Genomic DNA, 17352 nt, shown 5'->3' with positions numbered 1-17352 from the left:
TCCCCCTTCCCCCTTACCCTTTACCCCGCCAAGTTCACTTGGCGAACTACTAGTGCAGCATGGCGTAAATAAACATACCCTTCGGGTGACGCTCCTTCTCTGCGTTCGCGCAGCGTGTCGCAGACAGACGCTACGCGAACGTCGCTAACACCAGTCGCCTGCAAAGGGAAACCCGGACGCAACGCTGATTCACCATTTCAAATGGCGCAAGAAGCTTAGAATACAATTCTTTTGACTTCCACCTTGCGGTACTAGTGCAGTAATTCCTCAACTTGGTGCTGACTCCACAAAGTTCTATATAAACCCTGTTGTTGCAATAATTCTAAGTGATTGCCCATCTGAACAATTCTTCCTTTTTCCATCACCAAAATTCGGTCAGCAGCCGCCGCCGCAGATAATTGATGAGTAATGAAAATTACTGTTTTCCGTACAGTACCACCAGAGATATTTTTGAGGATTTGCGTGGCTGTTTGATTATCCACACTAGAGAGGGCATCATCCAAAATTAACACTGGAGCATTAACCAGCATAGCCCTAGCTAAGGCAGTACGTTGTCGTTGACCGCCAGAAAGAGTAATACCGCGTTCACCAACAAGAGTTTCGTATTGTTGGGGAAAATTCTTAATTTCTGATTCAATTTGAGCAAGTTTAGCGACAGATTTTATCTGCTCTTGTTCGCTAACTGGATCACCGTAGCGAATATTATTTTTGATTGTAGTACTAAATAGAAAGCTATCTTGAGGAACGTAGGCGATCGCACCTCGTAAATCTCCCAAAGCTATCTTAGTAATATCTAGCCCATCTAAAAACAATTGTCCTGATTCAATATCTAACAAGCGCGGCAAAGCATTGGCTAAAGTGGATTTTCCCGAACCAATTGCCCCAACAACTGCCACGGTTTCTCCGGGAGCAATGGTAAAGTTAACATTTTCTAGAGCCGGAGTCTTGGAACCAGGATAAGTATAGGTGAGATTTTTAGCTGTCACTTCCCCTTTAAGTTCAGCCAAGGGTAAATGTATGGCATCGTCTGTGTCTTGAATTTTCGGTGTGACAGAGAGAATAGATTCAAGGCGATCAATACTAACTTCACCTCGTTGGTAGGCTGTAATTGTGAATCCTAAGAGGGCTGTGGGGAAAACTAGACGCTCTACATAAATTAACAGTGCTAAAAAGTCGCCAACCTGAAGTGTCCCGGCAGACATCCGCGCCGCCCCTAGCCAGATGATTACCAGCGAACTGACATTGGCTAAACCGCCAATTAGCGGAAACAGTGTATTTCTTACTTTTGCCAGTTCCAGGTTAGCAGTCAATAACTGCTGATTTTTCTTAGCAAAAGCTCGACGCTCGTTTGCTTCTTGGGCATAGATTTTAATTAAGGCCATGCCACTGATATCCTCTTGGATGAGTTCGCTGATGTCAGATAGTTGCTCTTGGACTGCTGCTTGTTGTTTGCGTAAGCGATCGCTAAACAGACTCACTAACAAGAGCATAAAAGGGTACACTGCCAGGGAGGCTAGTGTGAGATCCACACTAATTGCCAGCATTACTGGCAGTGTCAAGGCGTAGGCAAATACCGTATTTGCCAAACTCAAGACTGCAAAACCCAACAACCGCTTGATATTGTCCACATCACTAGTAGCCCGATTAATCAAATCGCCAGCAGTATTACTAGCAAAATAAGCCGGCTCTAGCTTGAGTAAGTGTTCAAAAATCCGTTGTTTCAGGTCAAATTCCACCTGACGCCCCACCCCAAATAGCCAAATGCGGGATGCCATCCGCATTAGCCACATTGCCGAACTGAGCAATACAATAACTACTACGTAATGTAATATTTGGTTCCAGCTAAAGGTTGTCGAGAGTTTATCAACACCACCACGAATCAACCAAGGGATATAAACGCCCAGTGCATTGACAGACAACAAAGCGAGAATGCCTAAAGACGCCTCTCGCCAGTGGGGACGTAGGTAAGCAGTGAGTTTAGCAATCCGTCGAGATTTTGCCATTAAAGCAATTTTGCAACTTTATCATTTTAGATTAACCCCTAGTCCAAGAAGACAGCTATTTAGAGCGAATATCGCTTGTCAATTAAGCTGTTATTAACTCTTCCAACTGGATAGTTATCGAAAAAGCAGGAGACAGAAGGAAAACTGCCTTCTCTAAGAACTGCCGCAATGCCTGCGGCGGGCTGCGCCAACGCTAGGAAGCAAGGGTTTAAGATTCCCACTGAACTCTCCTTCAGGGCTGCCGAATAAAGCCATGATTTGCTCCTTCTGCCTTCTGCCTCCTGCCTCCTGCCTTCTGCCTTCTTCTCCTCGATTACCGCTGAACACGCATGAACCTGTAAACTTCAGCGAGATAACTTTCCCAAGTTCTTGTTGTCAATAGTAACGTTTCGGCATTCGGTACAAAGTCTTCAAGTCGTAAACCGCGTGTGCGAATATCTTGAGGATTTCCTTGTAATAGATAGGGAGGCACTCTCAAATTATAAGAAAGAATGCCACCCCCTGTAACATCTGAGATGTTCGCTACGGTGGTTTGTTGTCCTAATGCCACCAGTGTCTCAGATGTTGGTGTAGCAGCTGCTATGGAAGTTTCACCTCTCATTGCCAGAGGTGCTCTATAAAGGAAATAGGCGACTGCTGGCGTACTTGCCAACAGCAAAATCGTCAGTGCCCAACCTACTAAGTATCCTCCTGGTTTGTCTATCCCGCCTCCTTTGATTCTCTGAGCAGCAAAAATCATCATTAAAACAGAGGCTCCTAGAGGCTTGAGTGGAAAAGACATCATTCTCCACAACGACGCCACAGCTGGTTCATTGGGGTTAAGAAATGATAGGGCTACGATTACCAGCATAACGACTAAGATTAATCGCCCGACAAAGCTTCCAGAGGGATAAAATCGCTGGAACAAAGAATATACGATAGTGCCAATCAGCAGCCACAGCAGTACTCGGCTTAACAATAGAAACATAGATTAACTCTCAAATTTTCTGGTGCAGTGAGCCAGTGTAGTAGTAATACAGTTTGCCTTGCTTGGGATTTCCACACCATTTTTTCTCTTATTCAAAGAATAAGTGGCTGCCCAAGAGGAACTGCCGTGCATGGTTTCCCTGCATGAAACAACTAGTGAGTTCTTAGCCGTAGCGACACTAGGAGCGTCACCCGTAAGGGCCAAACTAGAGGTTTCGGGAAATGGATTTATTTTATTGTCAAATTGTAATCGCACTGTTTGACTTAAAATATCTCAAACCTCACACCCAAAGTACTACCGTCGTAGTGATTTTAGTGCAATTTTTTAACACTGCGTCTATTATTTATAATTTTCCAGAAGAGTAATCTGCTACCGATAAACTAAATTGATTGAGTAATCCACTTAAAAGGAAAAATTATGTCGCCTGAAAAGCCTACCATTTTGGTAACGGGGGGAGCTGGATATATTGGTTCTCATACGGTGCTTGCTTTGAAACAAGCGGGTTATAACGTTGTCATACTTGATAATCTGGTTTATGGGCATCGTGACCTGGTAGAAAAGGTTTTACAGGTAGAACTGATAGTTGGGGATACAGGCGATCGCGCCTTGCTAGATCACCTATTTAAAACCCGTGATATTGCTGCTGTGATGCACTTTTCTGCATACGCCTACGTAGGAGAGTCAGTGACTGACCCAGCTAAATATTACCGCAATAACGTTGTTGGTACTTTGACTCTGTTAGAAGCAATGCTGACGGCATCTGTGAAGAAATTTGTCTTTTCTTCTACCTGTGCCACTTATGGGGTGCCGGAATTTGTCCCCATTCCAGAAAACCATCCGCAAAATCCGATTAATCCTTATGGCGCTACAAAGCTAATGGTAGAGAGGATTCTCTCTGATTTTGATGTTGCTTACGGTTTCCAATCAGTGCGTTTCCGCTATTTTAATGCTGCTGGAGCTAATCCCAGTGGCTTACTTGGCGAGGATCACAACCCAGAAACCCATTTGATTCCCTTGGTGTTAATGACAGCTTTAGGCAAACGAGAATCCATCTCAATTTTCGGCACTGATTACCCGACGCCCGATGGTACTTGTATTCGTGATTATATTCATGTTAATGACTTGGCAGACGCCCATATTCTGGGATTGGAATATTTATTAAAAGGTGGCGATAGCGAAGTTTTCAATTTGGGTAATGGCAGCGGCTTCTCCGTTAGAGAAGTAATTGCCGCAGCCGAACAGGTGACAGGAGTTTCAATACCAATAGAAGAACGCGATCGCCGTCCTGGCGATCCCCCAATTCTCATTGGTAGCGGCGAGAAAGCTAGAACAATTTTAGGCTGGCAACCTCAGTATCCATCCATCAAAGATATTGTCACTCATGCGTGGCAGTGGCATCAAAAGCGACATCGGTAAAATTAAGTCAAAAGTAAGTAGGTACATGTGTTGGGGGAATTGCTGCCCCCCTTCACTGGTATAATATCAACCAGATTACAAGTAATGCAGACTGAAAGGGTAGACACGAAAATGTCTGAAGCCAGTTCCACAAAGAATCGCTTAAAATTAAGGCGTAAAAGCGATCGCACAAAATTTGCGGGATGAAGTACCTCAATATTCAAGATACAGATAGTATCCTCACAGCGCTACTTGATGAGATGACAACAACTCAAACCGAAGTTGTAGTTACTCGTGATGGCATTCCAGTTGCTCGCATTGTGCCTTGGCAAGCAAAACAAGCCTCTACTCATCACTACCCATTGCGGGGAATGCCGATTGTGATTGCAGAAGATTTTGACGAACCTATGCCAGAGCTTTGGGAAACTTTGGGCGAATGATTTTGTTAGATACTCATGTTTGGCTCTGGTTACTTCATGAACCAAGTCAGTTATCGAGTCGGGCGCAAGCCGCAATTGATTCAGAAGAACCACAAAGTGGCTTGCTGGTGTCTGCTATTTCGGTATGGGAGATTGCAATCAAGTTCAGCATTGGAAAACTAACGTTACCCTTGGCGATTGATGAATGGTATGCGTTGGCGCGAACACACTCAGGCATTGTTATAGAGCCTTTGAATCCTCTAGATGCGATCGCCAGTACACAGTTACCAGACAATTTTCATAAAGATCCGGCAGACAGAATTATAGTTGCGATCGCAAGGCGATATGGAATTCCTCTGGTAACTTGCGATGCAAAGATTCTGAACTACCCTCATGTGCAAACTATCTGGTGAACTGACTCGCAGAAAGGGAGACACAAAGAAAAATGTCTCCCTACCTCGTAGAGACATGATTAATCAGAGACACGATCAATCGCGTCTCTACTCACTCCCTTTCATACTTCGCAGTACGACAACTAAGATGCCGATAAATCCGAGGATTGGAAGTGCGATCGCCCAAAATGGTAATTGTTGAGATCCACCCTCTACTAAATCACCATTGACATTTCGCAGGTTTCGTGAATTTTGTGTAGATCCACCTGCTACAGTAACTTCAAATTTGAAGTTAAATGGTTTGAATCTTGCCCCAGAGATTGGTTTACCATTTAGTTGCAACTCATAAATCCCTGGCTTGGGAAAGGTAATATCTGTACCTGGAATACCTTGATAACGTTCAGCTGCTACAGGTTCTAACTGTGGTTCTAAAAGAGGTGGCTCTCCGGCTGCATAAGGTTGGGCATAAACAGCCAATCGACAATTACACTGTGACAGGGGAATCACCCTTCCACCTCTGCGGGTAAGTGCAAACCAGGCTTGGCTTGTTTCTCCAGCACGAGGATTATCGTTTGGCTCAATGTGGAGAGTGCCGCCAACATCTCCAGATATCTCCACTTTATGAGCAAAAGCAGGGTAAAGATTAGTTATTGGTATAACTAAGCAACTTAGGAATAAGAAATACTTGATTGTTCCTTGATTCCAGAAAATTCCTTTGAGCGGGTAAAGCCTTTGTTTTTGGCTTGTTGGGATAGAGCCAGAAAATAAGGATGATTTACCGCGATTTAGTTGGGGGGACATAAAACTTTTCTACGGCTAACTTTGACCAAAAAAAGCGCGAACGCACCATCAATACACTGAGGGTAATAATTACCATCAGTACTGCCGCTAATTTATTTTCCCAAGTTGATTGCAAGGAACCCAGGTAATGGGAACCAATCAACACGGCATGAATGGCACTCAAGAGCAAGGCTGGCACACCCAATAGATGAATCTGTCGCCAACGCTTGCCCAAAGATTTCTGCAAAGATTCCCAACTCGTTAAAGCGGCGGGGGACATTAATATCAATGCTACAGCACCCGCAGCCATACCCCACTGAAATTCTGGCGGCAGGAAAGAAAAGGCGGCAAAATTCCATTGCAATGAGTGTTCTATCATGTGGGCGGTGTGAACCACAGAAAGCACAAAAGATCCCACCCCCAAGGCGCGACGGTAACGCAGTGGTGAAGCCCACAAGCCACTGATGGGACGCGCAATTAGTGCCAAAATTAAGCAGATTAATGCGGCGTGTCCGGTGTAATCTACCATTGTGTCACCAGTCCGTAACAAGGTGATGACGCCAATGGTGAGTGTCACCCAACCGCCTAATCGGAACAACTGACTGCGCCTGTCTTTACTTACCAATGATGTGGAAACGCCTACACCTACCATAGTCGGCAGAGTTCCCAGTCCAAAAGCCAGCATAGTTGCCCCACCCATCCATAAATTGCCAGTTTCAGCAGCTTTAATTTGGGCAGCATACAGGAAACCACAAGGCATTAAACCCCAAGTCATCCCCAAAAGCATTGGTGTCCACCATTTGGTTTTTAAGGAAAGCTTAACCATTCCTGCGCTGAGGCGATCGTGTAAACTACCTTGTAATAAGGGGTGTAACACGGGAATGCGCGGCAGTAAATCGGGTTTTACTTGTCCTAAGCCAAACCAAATCAGCATTACGCCAGTTAAAATTGCCATCCAACGGCGGAAGTCGCTACCAACACCCGCTAGCTGTCCACCTTGCAGCAATACCGAACCTAGCGCCCCAATGCCAGCGCCGACTAGAGCATAGCTCAACATCCGCCCCAAGTTTAGCAGGATATGAAATTTTAATTGCTGTTGCCAAGTGTCGGACTTTTCTAAGGTTAATGTGCGCCCTAATGAAGCTGTGTGTGGAACTTTCGGCTGATGAGACAGAGAAAACGCCACTGTTAGAGGGCCACACATTCCAAAGCAATGTCCAAAACTGCCCAGGAACCCCAAGATTGAGATCAGCAACAAATCTACCATAAAAAAGTCCTGAGTTCTGAGTCATGAGTCCTGAGTGTCAGAATAAAGATTTTGAAGAAATAATAAGAAATTCTTTTCTTTTCTTCTTTGCTCAGTACTCAGCACTCCTCTAGTGGGGGACTTTACGTGAAGTTGCGATCGCTGTCAAAAGACAAACCGTCAAACTTGATATTTACTTTGGGAAAGAAAGCTTCAATAAATATACTCACGTAGAACTAAAGTGACCTGGCCCAATTAGATGAGGTATATTGGGCTTAGGACAAATAGATTAAAGCCATAATCACTGGCTTTGTTTATCATGGAAACCTTGAGACTTCGTAAGATCAAAAACAAATTGATACCATCTTTTCAAAGTCTAAAATTTAGACGTAGTAAGAATGGGGTACTTTTCGTTGTGAAACATTCTCATAATCCTCAAACCACACCTGACATGTCTGAATTTGAAAAGGCTATGAAAGCTTATCAAAAAGTAAGCAGTAAGTATAGGAATGCACTTCGTGAGCTAGCTCAGTGAATGAGATTTTTTGGTTGAGTGAGGCAGTCATTAAACCAATTCGCAATTCGCAATTTGCAATTCGCAAGGATAAAGGAAAATTCTATTAAAATAGACAATTAAGCTGATTGAAAAGTAACTTTGCAGGTTTATCCAAGAATTTAGGAAACCAAAATATTAAATCCTTCCTAGCAATCGTGGAAAGTGATAACTAGGGATTTGCGCTAACCTAAGTCTGGAAGCCAAGGATAAATCACATGAGAAAATGGATTTGGCTGATGCTGTTGGTGCTGATAGCAGTTGCCGTGGTGGGTGGTAGTAGGGGTAACACGTTTTTTGAACAGCGCCCGTCGCCAGCAATTGTTGAGCGCACTCCAGTGGAAATACCCCAGCTACAGCCAGAGTCAAAGGAAGTTGACAGTGCGCCGCAAGTGTCTGCTGACATGCTGTTAACCCATATCCAAAAGTTAAATTTTCAACGCTACACAACAAAAGAGCGATCGCTTACTCGCACTTATATCACAACTGAACTCACAAAATTAGGCTGGAAGCCCAAATTGGAAAAGTTCTCTGAAGGTGTGAATATTTTTGCCGAACGTATAGGAACTAACAAAGCCGCTAAAGCAATTCTCGTAGGAGCGCATTACGACACTGTTGCCTTATCCCCTGGTGCTGATGATAATGCTAGTGGTGTAGCCGTAATGCTGGAAATAGCCCGGTTACTTGGTTCCCGTCCTACACCACGAACGTTACAGCTAGCTTTTTTTGACCAAGAAGAAGCAGGACTTTTGGGTAGTCAGGCTTTCGTTAGCAAGACAGCCCGCTTACAAAACTTAAGCGGAGCGATCATCATGGATATGGTAGGTTATGCTTGTTACACTATTGGTTGTCAAAAATACCCTGCGGGGTTACCTGTTACCCCAATTAGCGACAAGGGCGACTTTTTGGCAGTAGTCGGTGATACAGAACATTTGCCTTTGCTGAGTGCCTTTCAAAACTCACAAATGCTCCCCTCAAATGCTCTGAATAAACAAAAATCAATGCCATCAGTCCTAACACTACCAATCCCTTTTAAAGGTTTACTAACACCAGACACCTTACGCAGCGACCATGCACCATTTTGGTATCAGGGTGTGGGTGCTGTGCTGGTGACAGATACAGCAAATTTGCGTACTCCGCACTATCATCAACGTAGCGATGTTCCAGCGACTATCGAGCGATCGTTTTTCACAGGAGCAGCACAGATCGTAGTCAATGCTACTATTGACTTGTTAGAGAAAAACGAGGTTTTAGAAACTCGACCACCAAGTTGACCGAATAATTCGTAATTCGTAATTCGTAATTCGTAATTAAAGAATAAATAACTAATTTTGCATAGCAGTACTAGTTTTTGGTTCAGGAAAAGTCAACGTCCAATTTGTTTTATCATTAATCTGAAAATACAAACCTTGGAGAATCAGCCGCAGAGCCGTTCGAGTTCTAATAGGCTTTTTTACCAGATAAGTTGCTGGTTTAGCAAAGATACCATTAAAGTTTTGTTTATGACCAAATTGTTTTGAACAGTAACTGCCAGCACCTTTTACTGTTAATACAAAAAATGGAGCTTTTTTGTATTCATCAGGAATCGTAAAGATTCCGTATACATTGTGACGGCCACGCCACGGCTGAACAATAACTTTAGTAGCATTCACTTGAAATTTTGTAGTTTTTGATGCTAAAAAAGTCTCGAAATCGCAATCAGAATCATTCACAGGCCACCACAGTGTAATAAGACTCAGGGAGAGCAGCAAAATCAAAATATAGCGGAGTCTGCGATGCATAAAGCTAAGAGAAATTGTTGGTGCGGCTGGTAGAATTTGATGGGTAATGATAGTGCAGTTACAGCAGTTAAACTATCTACCTGAAACACCTCTGCAACACGTTCTAAAGGGTAAATACAGGAACATTAAGCGGTCGGTTAAATTTGCTGTCAAAAAAAATTTCAGTCAAGACATCAGCCCAAAAAAAGTTCAGATTGTAGATGCGTAGTTTACCGCCGTAGGCATCGCTTCCCCGGTTTGAGAACTTCTTTACAGTATTAAACTTAGCGGATAAATAATTAGGCTTTTGTGGCTATCAACACTGATTCTTGCTTAAATTTTTAGCTGTGATGAATTCTACAATTCGTTACTTTTGTGATGTTTTTGATGTGGCTCTGTTCACATTAGCAGATGCTTTGAGGATATCGGCGCGTAGGTCTAGCCGTCATAGACATCGCCATCAAGTTCAGGCAAAAATCTGCTTTTATATCTAGGGAATTCTTGCAGTAGTCAAATACACAAATATCCGTTATATTCCCGTAAGTAACACTTGGTATAAATGTTTATGAGAAAAAGTTGGGGAAGTCTTAAGACAGTTGCGGGTTTCTTTAGCGCGATTGCACTTACACAGTTTGGAATAAATACTTCGGCTATTGCGGCTGACACCGTTGTTGTGCGTTTGGGTTTATTTACAGAAACCATCTCCCTTGCTGAGTTGCAAAAAGCTGCAAAAACTGGGGAATTACCAGGGAGTTTGCAGCCTTACGCTAAAGGATTATCTGAACAACAACGCCGCTTCTTCTTGGGAGCGCTGGGCATGAATATACCGATGGATGTTGTCACTGTTAATAGGTTAGTTAATACTCAGATTGGCACAACTATTCTCAATGACTTTGCTACAGCCTTAGCCCGAAAGGACAAAGCTGGAGTGCAAGCACTGAGAGCAGGATTGGTATTAGGTTCTACTGCTCCGCAAGGTCTTTCTATACTGAGTTTTATCGCTGCTTATCCCAGTAAACGCCTAGAAATTGATTTACCACAGGCCTTTATAGTTGCAGGGAGTTTGAATACCGCTTTTTGGCGTACCCAGCAATTTATGCTAGCAATCGCTCCCCAACTCGACTCCAAAACACCGCAGATTGCTTTCCCTTTTGACCCTAGCCAACCAGGAAGCGCTCAAGTAAAAATACTCAACTTAAGCCTGAATGACCAAAAGCGCGACCGTAAAATACCAGTTGATGTTTACTGGTCAGATGCTGCAACTGCCAATAAACCCGTAATTGTCTTTTCTCACGGCTTCGGGTCAGTCCGCACGGACTTGCGTTACCTAGCAGAACATCTAGCATCCCACGGTTATGTAGTAGCAGCTTTAGAACATCCCGGTAGTAATGAGGCAAATACTAACTTGGCATTGCAAGGTAAAACCAGAGTTGTAAAACCTCAGGAGTTTTTAAATCGCCCTCAAGATATTAGTTTTGTTCTCGACGAATTAGAAAAGCTTAACCAAACACCTAATAATCCGCTTGTTGGGAAAATTGCAACCACGAACGCAATGGTTGTTGGCTATTCTTTTGGTGGTGGTACAGCTTTAGCAGTTGCTGGAGCCGAGTTACAACTGGAGCGACTTAAACAACGCTGCAAAAAGAACTTGGTTGGCTTGAGTCTAGCAGAAGGTATGCAGTGCATTGCTCAAGAACTACCAGAAAATACTTATCAACTGCGGGATATTAGAATCAAACAAGTGATCGCTCTCAATCCTACAACTTCTCTGATTTTTGGCGAAACTGGGTTAACTAAGGTGCAAGTTCCTACCCTAGTCTTAGCAGGTTCCGCAGATAAAACCACCCCAGCTTTAACTGAACAGATTGTGGCATTTGACAAAATCCCATCCCCAAAATGGCTAGTAGGTATACTTGGGGGTACTCATCTAAGTGTAAAAGACCCCAGTAAGACTTTGGATCAGATAGGACAACCAAATACACCACTTAGTGGCGGTGAAGTTGTGGGTGAACAAGCAGCAGATATTCGCAAGTACATTAAAGCTATAGCTTTGGCCTTTGCTTTCCAGATGACTCCAGAAGCTAAAAACTATGCGATTTTTCTGACATCAGATTATGCTCAGTTTGCTTCGACTGCGACATTTCCATTTCGCCTAATTACGCAGATTCCTCCTGATGCTATGACAGTGGTGAAAAAATTTGTTGATAAATAAGCGGCAATTAAACAAATATCGAGTTTTGTGAGTAGCTTGGTTAAGACTAGTGATATCTACAGGGTATACACAAGTGATTGTTCTCTCGTTCCCATCCTTCGTATGGGAATGCCTATTAGGATCTGCTGCCTCAATATCTGAATGGAGGTAAAGCCTAGTGAATGCATTTCCAAGCGGGAGCCTCTTAACGAGGAAAGGCTCATCTAAGAAGTTTTACTACGCAAAACTTGTCCCTTTCAGACTCAAAGAGAAACTTGAACTTTGGTTCAAGACAGGGAGAGGTTCGTCGAACTCACGTTTCTTAAAGTTCAGGTTTTTGGCGTGACCAGCCCATAAGTTACCAAACGTTTTTTACAGATGTCTAAGTAAGCCCTTATTAGACTGATAATAGCTGCTTTTATAATGCATTCTACTTTATACATTGATTTATATATTGAGTAAGATATAGGTTAGAAAATTTAACTTTATTTTTGATATTTTACTCAAGCAGAAGCTTATCAACCTGATAGTAAACGCATACGTATTGTTAAAACAATACTAAAGTTTTACAGTAAAACTAATTATTTATACATAAACTTTATATTTTTCTCCTTAAAAATAATAGAAACTTGAGAGTGTAAAAAAAGTAGGAGCATCTGCTGGATAATACATGTATATTCTAGCTCAAATGCCAAAATTAAAGGAACATAAGTTATTCACTGCGAAAATATACTTATATATTTTTTGCGTAACTTTTTTTAAGTTGGCAAAAATACTAGGGCATTTTTATCTACTAGAAGCCAGATATCCTCGTTTTATTACTCTCGGAGAATAATAATCTAAGCAAAACTCTAAGACCTTGATTTAATCAATGTTTGAAGCTTTATTTTTTAATAGTAATCAAGAGTTATAGCTTTCAATTGGAAAATCAAGTCCCGAAATGCTATCAGCGATTGGTTTCTCCCATTCTGACAAAAGAGGGATATTACAAAACTAATTTTTGATTCAGAATTAAACAATTATTTCATTTCACTCAAGCTCATGCAACTTTATACAACTCTTGAAATAGAACAACTCCAGCAAAATGAAGACCTTCCTTACTTGATTGAAATTATGGAGTGGGTGAAAAATTTTTTAGGAAGACCTCATCCTAATTTAGGAAGACCCGGCGCTGTTTGCCCTTTTGTACCTTATTCTCTCAAGTCAAACAGTATTCATCTGGCAGTTATTCGTACAAAAGATTTGTATCCAGAGCAATTAGAAGAAGTCGTTGGACGCTACCGAGATATCTTTCTTGAGATGGATGTTAAAAAACAGGAATTAGCAATCAATAGAGCTTTTTTACTTATCTTTCCTGACATCCATATAGAAGATGCTTCTAAACTAGTAGATAATGTCCAACAAAAACTTAAACCTTTGTTCGTTGAGTCAGGACTGATGATAGGAGAATTTCATAAACATAATGAAACTCCTGGTCTGCACAACCCAAACTTTCGTCCACTTCGTAGCCCTATACCCTTGTTGGCTATCCGGTTTATGGTTGAAGCTGATCTCCCTTTTCTTGAAAGTCCGGCTGATCCATACTTACGTATTCGATATCTGGAAGCTTATTTAAAGTGTTTTGCTCATAAATTTACAGATGAAACAAAGTTTAAAAATGCTCATCAAGCATTAGCATTAGCGAAAGAACAAACAGCCATTTTCAGGTGAAAATATAACAACAGGCAACAGGGCAGGTGTTGGAAAGGGACTGTTACCCCGTCCAACACAATCGTCTTTACGATCTGCACTTCAGTAATGGTAATATCAGCGATCGCAATTTCACATCCCAACTCTTATATCATTGGTAAGCGGGTGCGTTACAATCAGGCATTGAAAGCATAGGATTGGCATTCCGTGCCTTAGAAATAACCACAAACATGGCTGTTGCCATAAAACTAGAAATTAATCGAGTCAGTGGATGTTGATAAAACTGGCAATGTGATTGAGTATGGCGTAACTTCGCATGGAGTTGGTTTTTGAAGATAACTTAGCTTTTTGACGTATAAAAGCACACGATCAGGTAAGTAAAATGGCAAAAGAAATAGAGCGGAAGTATTTAGTGAGAGGAGATAGCTGGAGAGGATTAGCTGAAGGTAGTGTATATCGTCAAGGATACATTGCCACGCAAGATAAAGCGGCTGTACGTATACGTATAGTAGGAGAAAACAGTTATTTGACCATTAAAGGCCCCAATATTAAATATTCGAGATCAGAGTTTGAGTATCCTATTCCTGTTCAAGATGCTCAAGAAATACTTGAGACGTTATGTGAACGTCCCTTCATAGAAAAAACTAGATATAAAATAGAGTCGGGTGGTTTGATTTGGGAAATAGATGAGTTTGATGGTGTTAATAAAGGATTAATATTAGCAGAAGTTGAACTCAGTGATGAAAATCAACAGATTGAGCTACCAAGTTGGATTGGAAAAGAAGTTTCTGATGATTTTAGATATTACAACAGCAATTTAGTAAAACATCCTTTTTCACAATGGTAATTGCTGCAATATTGGCAACAACTCAATTTTACAAAAATACCTAACACATAGTTGCGATCGCACCATCAACGAAAATCGTACAGTTGATATTATTTCTAAAGAAGAAACTGTGTTGCAATTCTTTCTGAGGAAGACGAGGTTGATTGCAGATATATAGTGCGTTGGCGTAGCCCCCCGCAGGCATCGCAGCGTAACTATTCGTAATTATTTCTAGCAATCCTACCGTGGGTTTTCTATCTATCCTTAATGAGAGGGTGTGGTTTACTTGCTGGTTATTTAAGGGTTGCGATGATTAGAATGACGCGATGCAGGCGGCATTGGTGCTGGAGATTAGCGTTTCTTAGCCGTTTGAGTACTGGAGTATTTCCAACAAGAGCAACGGGTAATGGGGGAGACATAAGCATTACTACTGGGCGCTTGACTATCCGCGATGGAGGTTCTGTAAGTTCTAGTACTTTTGGTCATGGCAAGAAAAAAATCTAGATTACGAAAAATCAAACGCTTTTTAAGTGTACTGCTGCTTTTGGCTATGTTCTTAGGCGCGGGATTATTGCCCCCCACTTTCGCACATTTAACTGCGGAAAACTCAATTGTTCAAAGCTTGCCTGATGCCCAAAACTTGATGGAAGAGGGCAGTAAATTTTATGAAGCTGAACGGTTTGCTGAAGCTGCTACTTCTTGGCAACAAGCTATCTCTGCATTTAAAGCCAATGGAGATGAACTGAGGCAAGCGATCGCACTGGGTAATCTCTCATTAGCTTATCAGCAATTGGGACAGTGGTCAGAGGCAGAAGGTGCGATTCGCAATGCGATAGCTTCGCTTCACGCTCAAAGTCTCAACTTATTACAAACTGCTCAAAATATAGATAGCAAAGACTCTTCGCAAATTCTAGCCCAAGTTTTAGATATCAAAGGTCGCCTGCAATTGGCTCAAAGCAAAGCTGAAGATGCCCTAGATACTTGGCGAGTTTCACTTGATATTTATACCAAAATAGGCGACGAGAGAGCCGTTATGCAAAATCGCATTAACCAAGCGCAAGCTTTGCAAGCTTTAGGGTTTTATCGCCAAGCCGAGAAGACGTTAAGAGAAAGTACCCAGATTCTCCAAAGTCAACCCAACTCACCTGTTAAAGTTGCAGCTTTGCATAGTCTCGGCAACGTCGTGCAAGTTACAGGTGATTTAGAAACATCTCGGCAGATATTGCAGCAAAGTTTAGAAGTAGCTTCATCGTTACCAGATCAGGAAGCGATCGCTGATATTCTTCTCAGTCTGGGTAATACAGCCCGTGTTCAGCAAGATACGCAAACAGCGATAAAATTTTATCAGCAAACTATCAAAACTGCAACCTCACCCATTACACGCATCCAAGCTCAAGCCAATCAACTAAGACTACTGCTGAAAACTGAGCAATTGTCAGCTTTCCAAACATTGTCCTCCCAAATTAAAACTCAGCTTAACGACTTACCCGTTAGTCGGACAGCAATTTCTGCCCGCATTAACTTTGCTCAAAGTCTAATGCAATTCCGAAAAAAAACCGCCGCAGACAATCCCTCATCGTTGGATATTGCCCAATTACTAGCAACTGCTATTGAGCAAGCAAAAAATTTGCAAGATAAACGCACACAATCCTATGCTCTTGGTGTTTTAGGTCAAGTGTACGAACAAACTCAACAGTTATCTGATGCCCAAAACCTCACCCAACAAGCCTTGCTCATTGCTCAAGCTATCGATGCTAAAGACATTGGCTATCAATGGCAATGGCAACTAGGACGTTTGCTTAAAACTAAGGGAGATATCAAAGGAGCAGTAGCAGCTTACACAGAAGCAGTTAATAACCTTCAAGCCCTTCGCAGTGATTTAGTTGCTGTCAATTCTGCGGTGAAATTTTCCTTTCGAGAGGAAGTTGAACCAGTTTATCGGGAGTTGGTTGATTTACTTTTGCAATCTCCGGGTAATCAAATTAGCTCAGAAAATCTCGCAAAAGCCAGCAATACAATCGAATTACTCCAAATAGCAGAACTAGAAAACTTTTTTCGCAACAACTGTTTAAATGCTCAAATCCGTAATCCAAAAAAAGATCCAACGGCAGCAATTATTTATCCATTTATTTTGCCAGACCGACTAGAGGTGATTATCGAGTTGCCTCAACAGCGTTGGTTGCACTACAGTACCCCTGTAGTTGAAAAAGAAGTGGAAACTACTTTAAAGCAACTACAGGAAAATCTACCCAAACCACACACGCTGCGACAGGTTCAATCTTTATCCCAGAAGGTTTACAAATGGCTGATTCAACCTGCTGAAGCTGCCTTAGCTGAAAATAAGACTCCTACTTTGGTGTTTGTGCTGGATGGTTGGTTGCGGAATATTCCGATGGCAGCTCTCTACGATGGCAAACAGTATCTAGTTGAGAACTATAACATTGCACTCACCCCCAGTCTGCAACTGATTGAACCCAAAACATCACAAAAAGAATTCAAGGCAATAGCCGCAGGATTGAGTGAAGCAAGTTCGGGATTTTCTGCACTACCCAACGTCAAACTTGAATTAGAACAAATCCGCTCTCAAGTCCCTAGCAGCATCCTTCTGAATCAAGAATTTACCAGCGAAGCTTTGCAAAACCGGATTAATTCTCTACCTTTCCCTATCGTTCATCTTGCAACTCATGGTCAGTTTAGCTCCAAGGCTGAGGAAACATTTATTGTCGCTTGGAATGAGCGTATTTATGTCAAAAAGTTAAATGAGTTAGTGCGAACGCTAGAGCAAAATAGACCCGAAGCGATTGAATTGCTCATTCTTAGTGCCTGTCAAACAGCAACCGGAGACGAACAAGCTGCACTAGGAATTGCTGGTGTTGCTTTTCAGGCAGGAGCACGCAGCACGATCGCTTCTTTGTGGAACTTAGATGATGAGTCTACTGCTGTATTGATGAGTCAATTTTACCAAGAGTTAGGCAACAAAAACCTGACTAAAGCTGAAGTACTCCGTCACGCCCAGCTAGCTCTTTTGCAAAATCCCAAATACAAACGTCCCAGGTATTGGGCCCCCTATGTTCTTTTGGGTAATTGGCTTTGAGCTATCACCACCTGAAGTGGTAAGAGTTGGAGTTAAC

Annotated in this window: 17 protein-coding genes; 10 read left to right on the top strand and 7 right to left on the bottom strand. The window is 42.2% G+C overall.

The genetic code is table 11. The features are described from left to right. Positions 1 to 251: 251 nt before the first annotated feature. From VB740_RS24515 to VB740_RS24505, 3 genes are all read right to left on the bottom strand, one after another. Positions 252 to 2003 (bottom strand): ABC transporter ATP-binding protein, encoded by a 1752-nt coding sequence (locus VB740_RS24515; RefSeq protein ID WP_323202481.1) that lies wholly within the window; start codon positions 2001 to 2003, stop codon positions 252 to 254. A 153-nt stretch (positions 2004 to 2156) separates the two neighbouring features. Beyond that, positions 2157 to 2330, bottom strand: coding sequence for a hypothetical protein (locus VB740_RS24510; RefSeq protein ID WP_323202480.1), 174 nt, complete (start codon positions 2328 to 2330; stop codon positions 2157 to 2159). After that, positions 2317 to 2970: a hypothetical protein gene (locus VB740_RS24505; RefSeq protein WP_323202479.1), complete on the bottom strand. Its 654-nt coding sequence runs from the start codon at positions 2968 to 2970 to the stop codon at positions 2317 to 2319. Before VB740_RS24505 ends, VB740_RS24510 begins: the two co-directional genes overlap by 14 nt. A 417-nt stretch (positions 2971 to 3387) precedes the next feature. Between VB740_RS24505 and galE the strand changes: the two genes are divergently transcribed. From galE to VB740_RS24490, 3 genes are all read left to right on the top strand, one after another. After that, positions 3388 to 4386: a UDP-glucose 4-epimerase GalE gene (gene galE, locus VB740_RS24500; RefSeq protein ID WP_323202478.1), complete on the top strand. Its 999-nt coding sequence runs from the start codon at positions 3388 to 3390 to the stop codon at positions 4384 to 4386. A 182-nt stretch (positions 4387 to 4568) separates the two neighbouring features. Further along, positions 4569 to 4805 (top strand): type II toxin-antitoxin system Phd/YefM family antitoxin, encoded by a 237-nt coding sequence (locus tag VB740_RS24495; RefSeq protein WP_323202477.1) that lies wholly within the window; start codon positions 4569 to 4571, stop codon positions 4803 to 4805. Next, the gene (locus VB740_RS24490) at positions 4802 to 5197 is read left to right on the top strand and encodes a type II toxin-antitoxin system VapC family toxin (protein ID WP_323202476.1); all 396 of its coding nucleotides are present in this window, start codon (positions 4802 to 4804) and stop codon (positions 5195 to 5197) included. Before VB740_RS24495 ends, VB740_RS24490 begins: the two co-directional genes overlap by 4 nt. An 87-nt stretch (positions 5198 to 5284) precedes the next feature. Here VB740_RS24490 and VB740_RS24485 read toward each other — a convergent pair whose 3' ends face one another. Together VB740_RS24485 and VB740_RS24480 are read right to left on the bottom strand one after the other, a co-directional pair. Continuing rightward, the gene (locus VB740_RS24485; RefSeq protein ID WP_323202475.1) at positions 5285 to 5977 is read right to left on the bottom strand and encodes a hypothetical protein; all 693 of its coding nucleotides are present in this window, start codon (positions 5975 to 5977) and stop codon (positions 5285 to 5287) included. Next, on the bottom strand, positions 5952 to 7223 hold the full coding sequence (locus tag VB740_RS24480) for a sulfite exporter TauE/SafE family protein (RefSeq protein WP_323202474.1): 1272 nt from the start codon (positions 7221 to 7223) through the stop codon (positions 5952 to 5954). The genes VB740_RS24485 and VB740_RS24480 overlap by 26 nt, the downstream gene beginning before the upstream one ends. Before the next feature lie 750 nt (positions 7224 to 7973). Here VB740_RS24480 and VB740_RS24475 point away from each other — a divergent pair. Beyond that, a complete protein-coding gene (locus VB740_RS24475; RefSeq protein ID WP_323202473.1) occupies positions 7974 to 9029 on the top strand; it encodes a M28 family peptidase in 1056 nt (351 codons plus the stop codon). A gap of 51 nt (positions 9030 to 9080) precedes the next feature. Here VB740_RS24475 and VB740_RS24470 read toward each other — a convergent pair whose 3' ends face one another. Then, a complete protein-coding gene (locus VB740_RS24470) occupies positions 9081 to 9467 on the bottom strand; it encodes a hypothetical protein (RefSeq protein ID WP_416290545.1) in 387 nt (128 codons plus the stop codon). A 398-nt stretch (positions 9468 to 9865) separates the two neighbouring features. Between VB740_RS24470 and VB740_RS24465 the strand changes: the two genes are divergently transcribed. From VB740_RS24465 to VB740_RS24450, 4 genes are all read left to right on the top strand, one after another. Then, positions 9866 to 10009 (top strand): hypothetical protein, encoded by a 144-nt coding sequence (locus VB740_RS24465; protein ID WP_323202471.1) that lies wholly within the window; start codon positions 9866 to 9868, stop codon positions 10007 to 10009. Between the two features lie 71 nt (positions 10010 to 10080). Then, complete coding sequence (locus VB740_RS24460; protein ID WP_323202470.1) at positions 10081 to 11727, top strand: alpha/beta hydrolase; 1647 nt, start codon at positions 10081 to 10083, stop codon at positions 11725 to 11727. Between the two features lie 1020 nt (positions 11728 to 12747). Continuing rightward, positions 12748 to 13416: a DUF6875 domain-containing protein gene (locus VB740_RS24455; protein ID WP_323202469.1), complete on the top strand. Its 669-nt coding sequence runs from the start codon at positions 12748 to 12750 to the stop codon at positions 13414 to 13416. 361 nt (positions 13417 to 13777) lie between these two features. Then, on the top strand, positions 13778 to 14242 hold the full coding sequence (locus VB740_RS24450; protein WP_323202468.1) for a CYTH domain-containing protein: 465 nt from the start codon (positions 13778 to 13780) through the stop codon (positions 14240 to 14242). 40 nt (positions 14243 to 14282) lie between these two features. Here the strand turns inward: VB740_RS24450 and VB740_RS24445 are convergent, their stop codons facing one another. Then, entirely contained in the window at positions 14283 to 14459 is a 177-nt protein-coding gene (locus VB740_RS24445; RefSeq protein WP_323202467.1) for a hypothetical protein, read from the bottom strand. A gap of 71 nt (positions 14460 to 14530) precedes the next feature. On the opposite strand from VB740_RS24445, the gene VB740_RS24440 reads away from it, so the two are divergent. Continuing rightward, on the top strand, positions 14531 to 14725 hold the full coding sequence (locus VB740_RS24440) for a hypothetical protein (protein ID WP_323202466.1): 195 nt from the start codon (positions 14531 to 14533) through the stop codon (positions 14723 to 14725). Continuing rightward, complete coding sequence (locus VB740_RS24435; protein ID WP_323202465.1) at positions 14706 to 17315, top strand: CHAT domain-containing protein; 2610 nt, start codon at positions 14706 to 14708, stop codon at positions 17313 to 17315. Before VB740_RS24440 ends, VB740_RS24435 begins: the two co-directional genes overlap by 20 nt. The last annotated feature ends 37 nt before the right edge of the window (positions 17316 to 17352 follow it).

Source organism: Nostoc sp. UHCC 0251 (assembly GCF_034932245.1).
Lineage (GTDB): Bacteria > Cyanobacteriota > Cyanobacteriia > Cyanobacteriales > Nostocaceae > Nostoc.
Note: the sequence above shows the minus strand (reverse complement) of the source record. Positions and strands in the feature narration are given on the sequence as shown.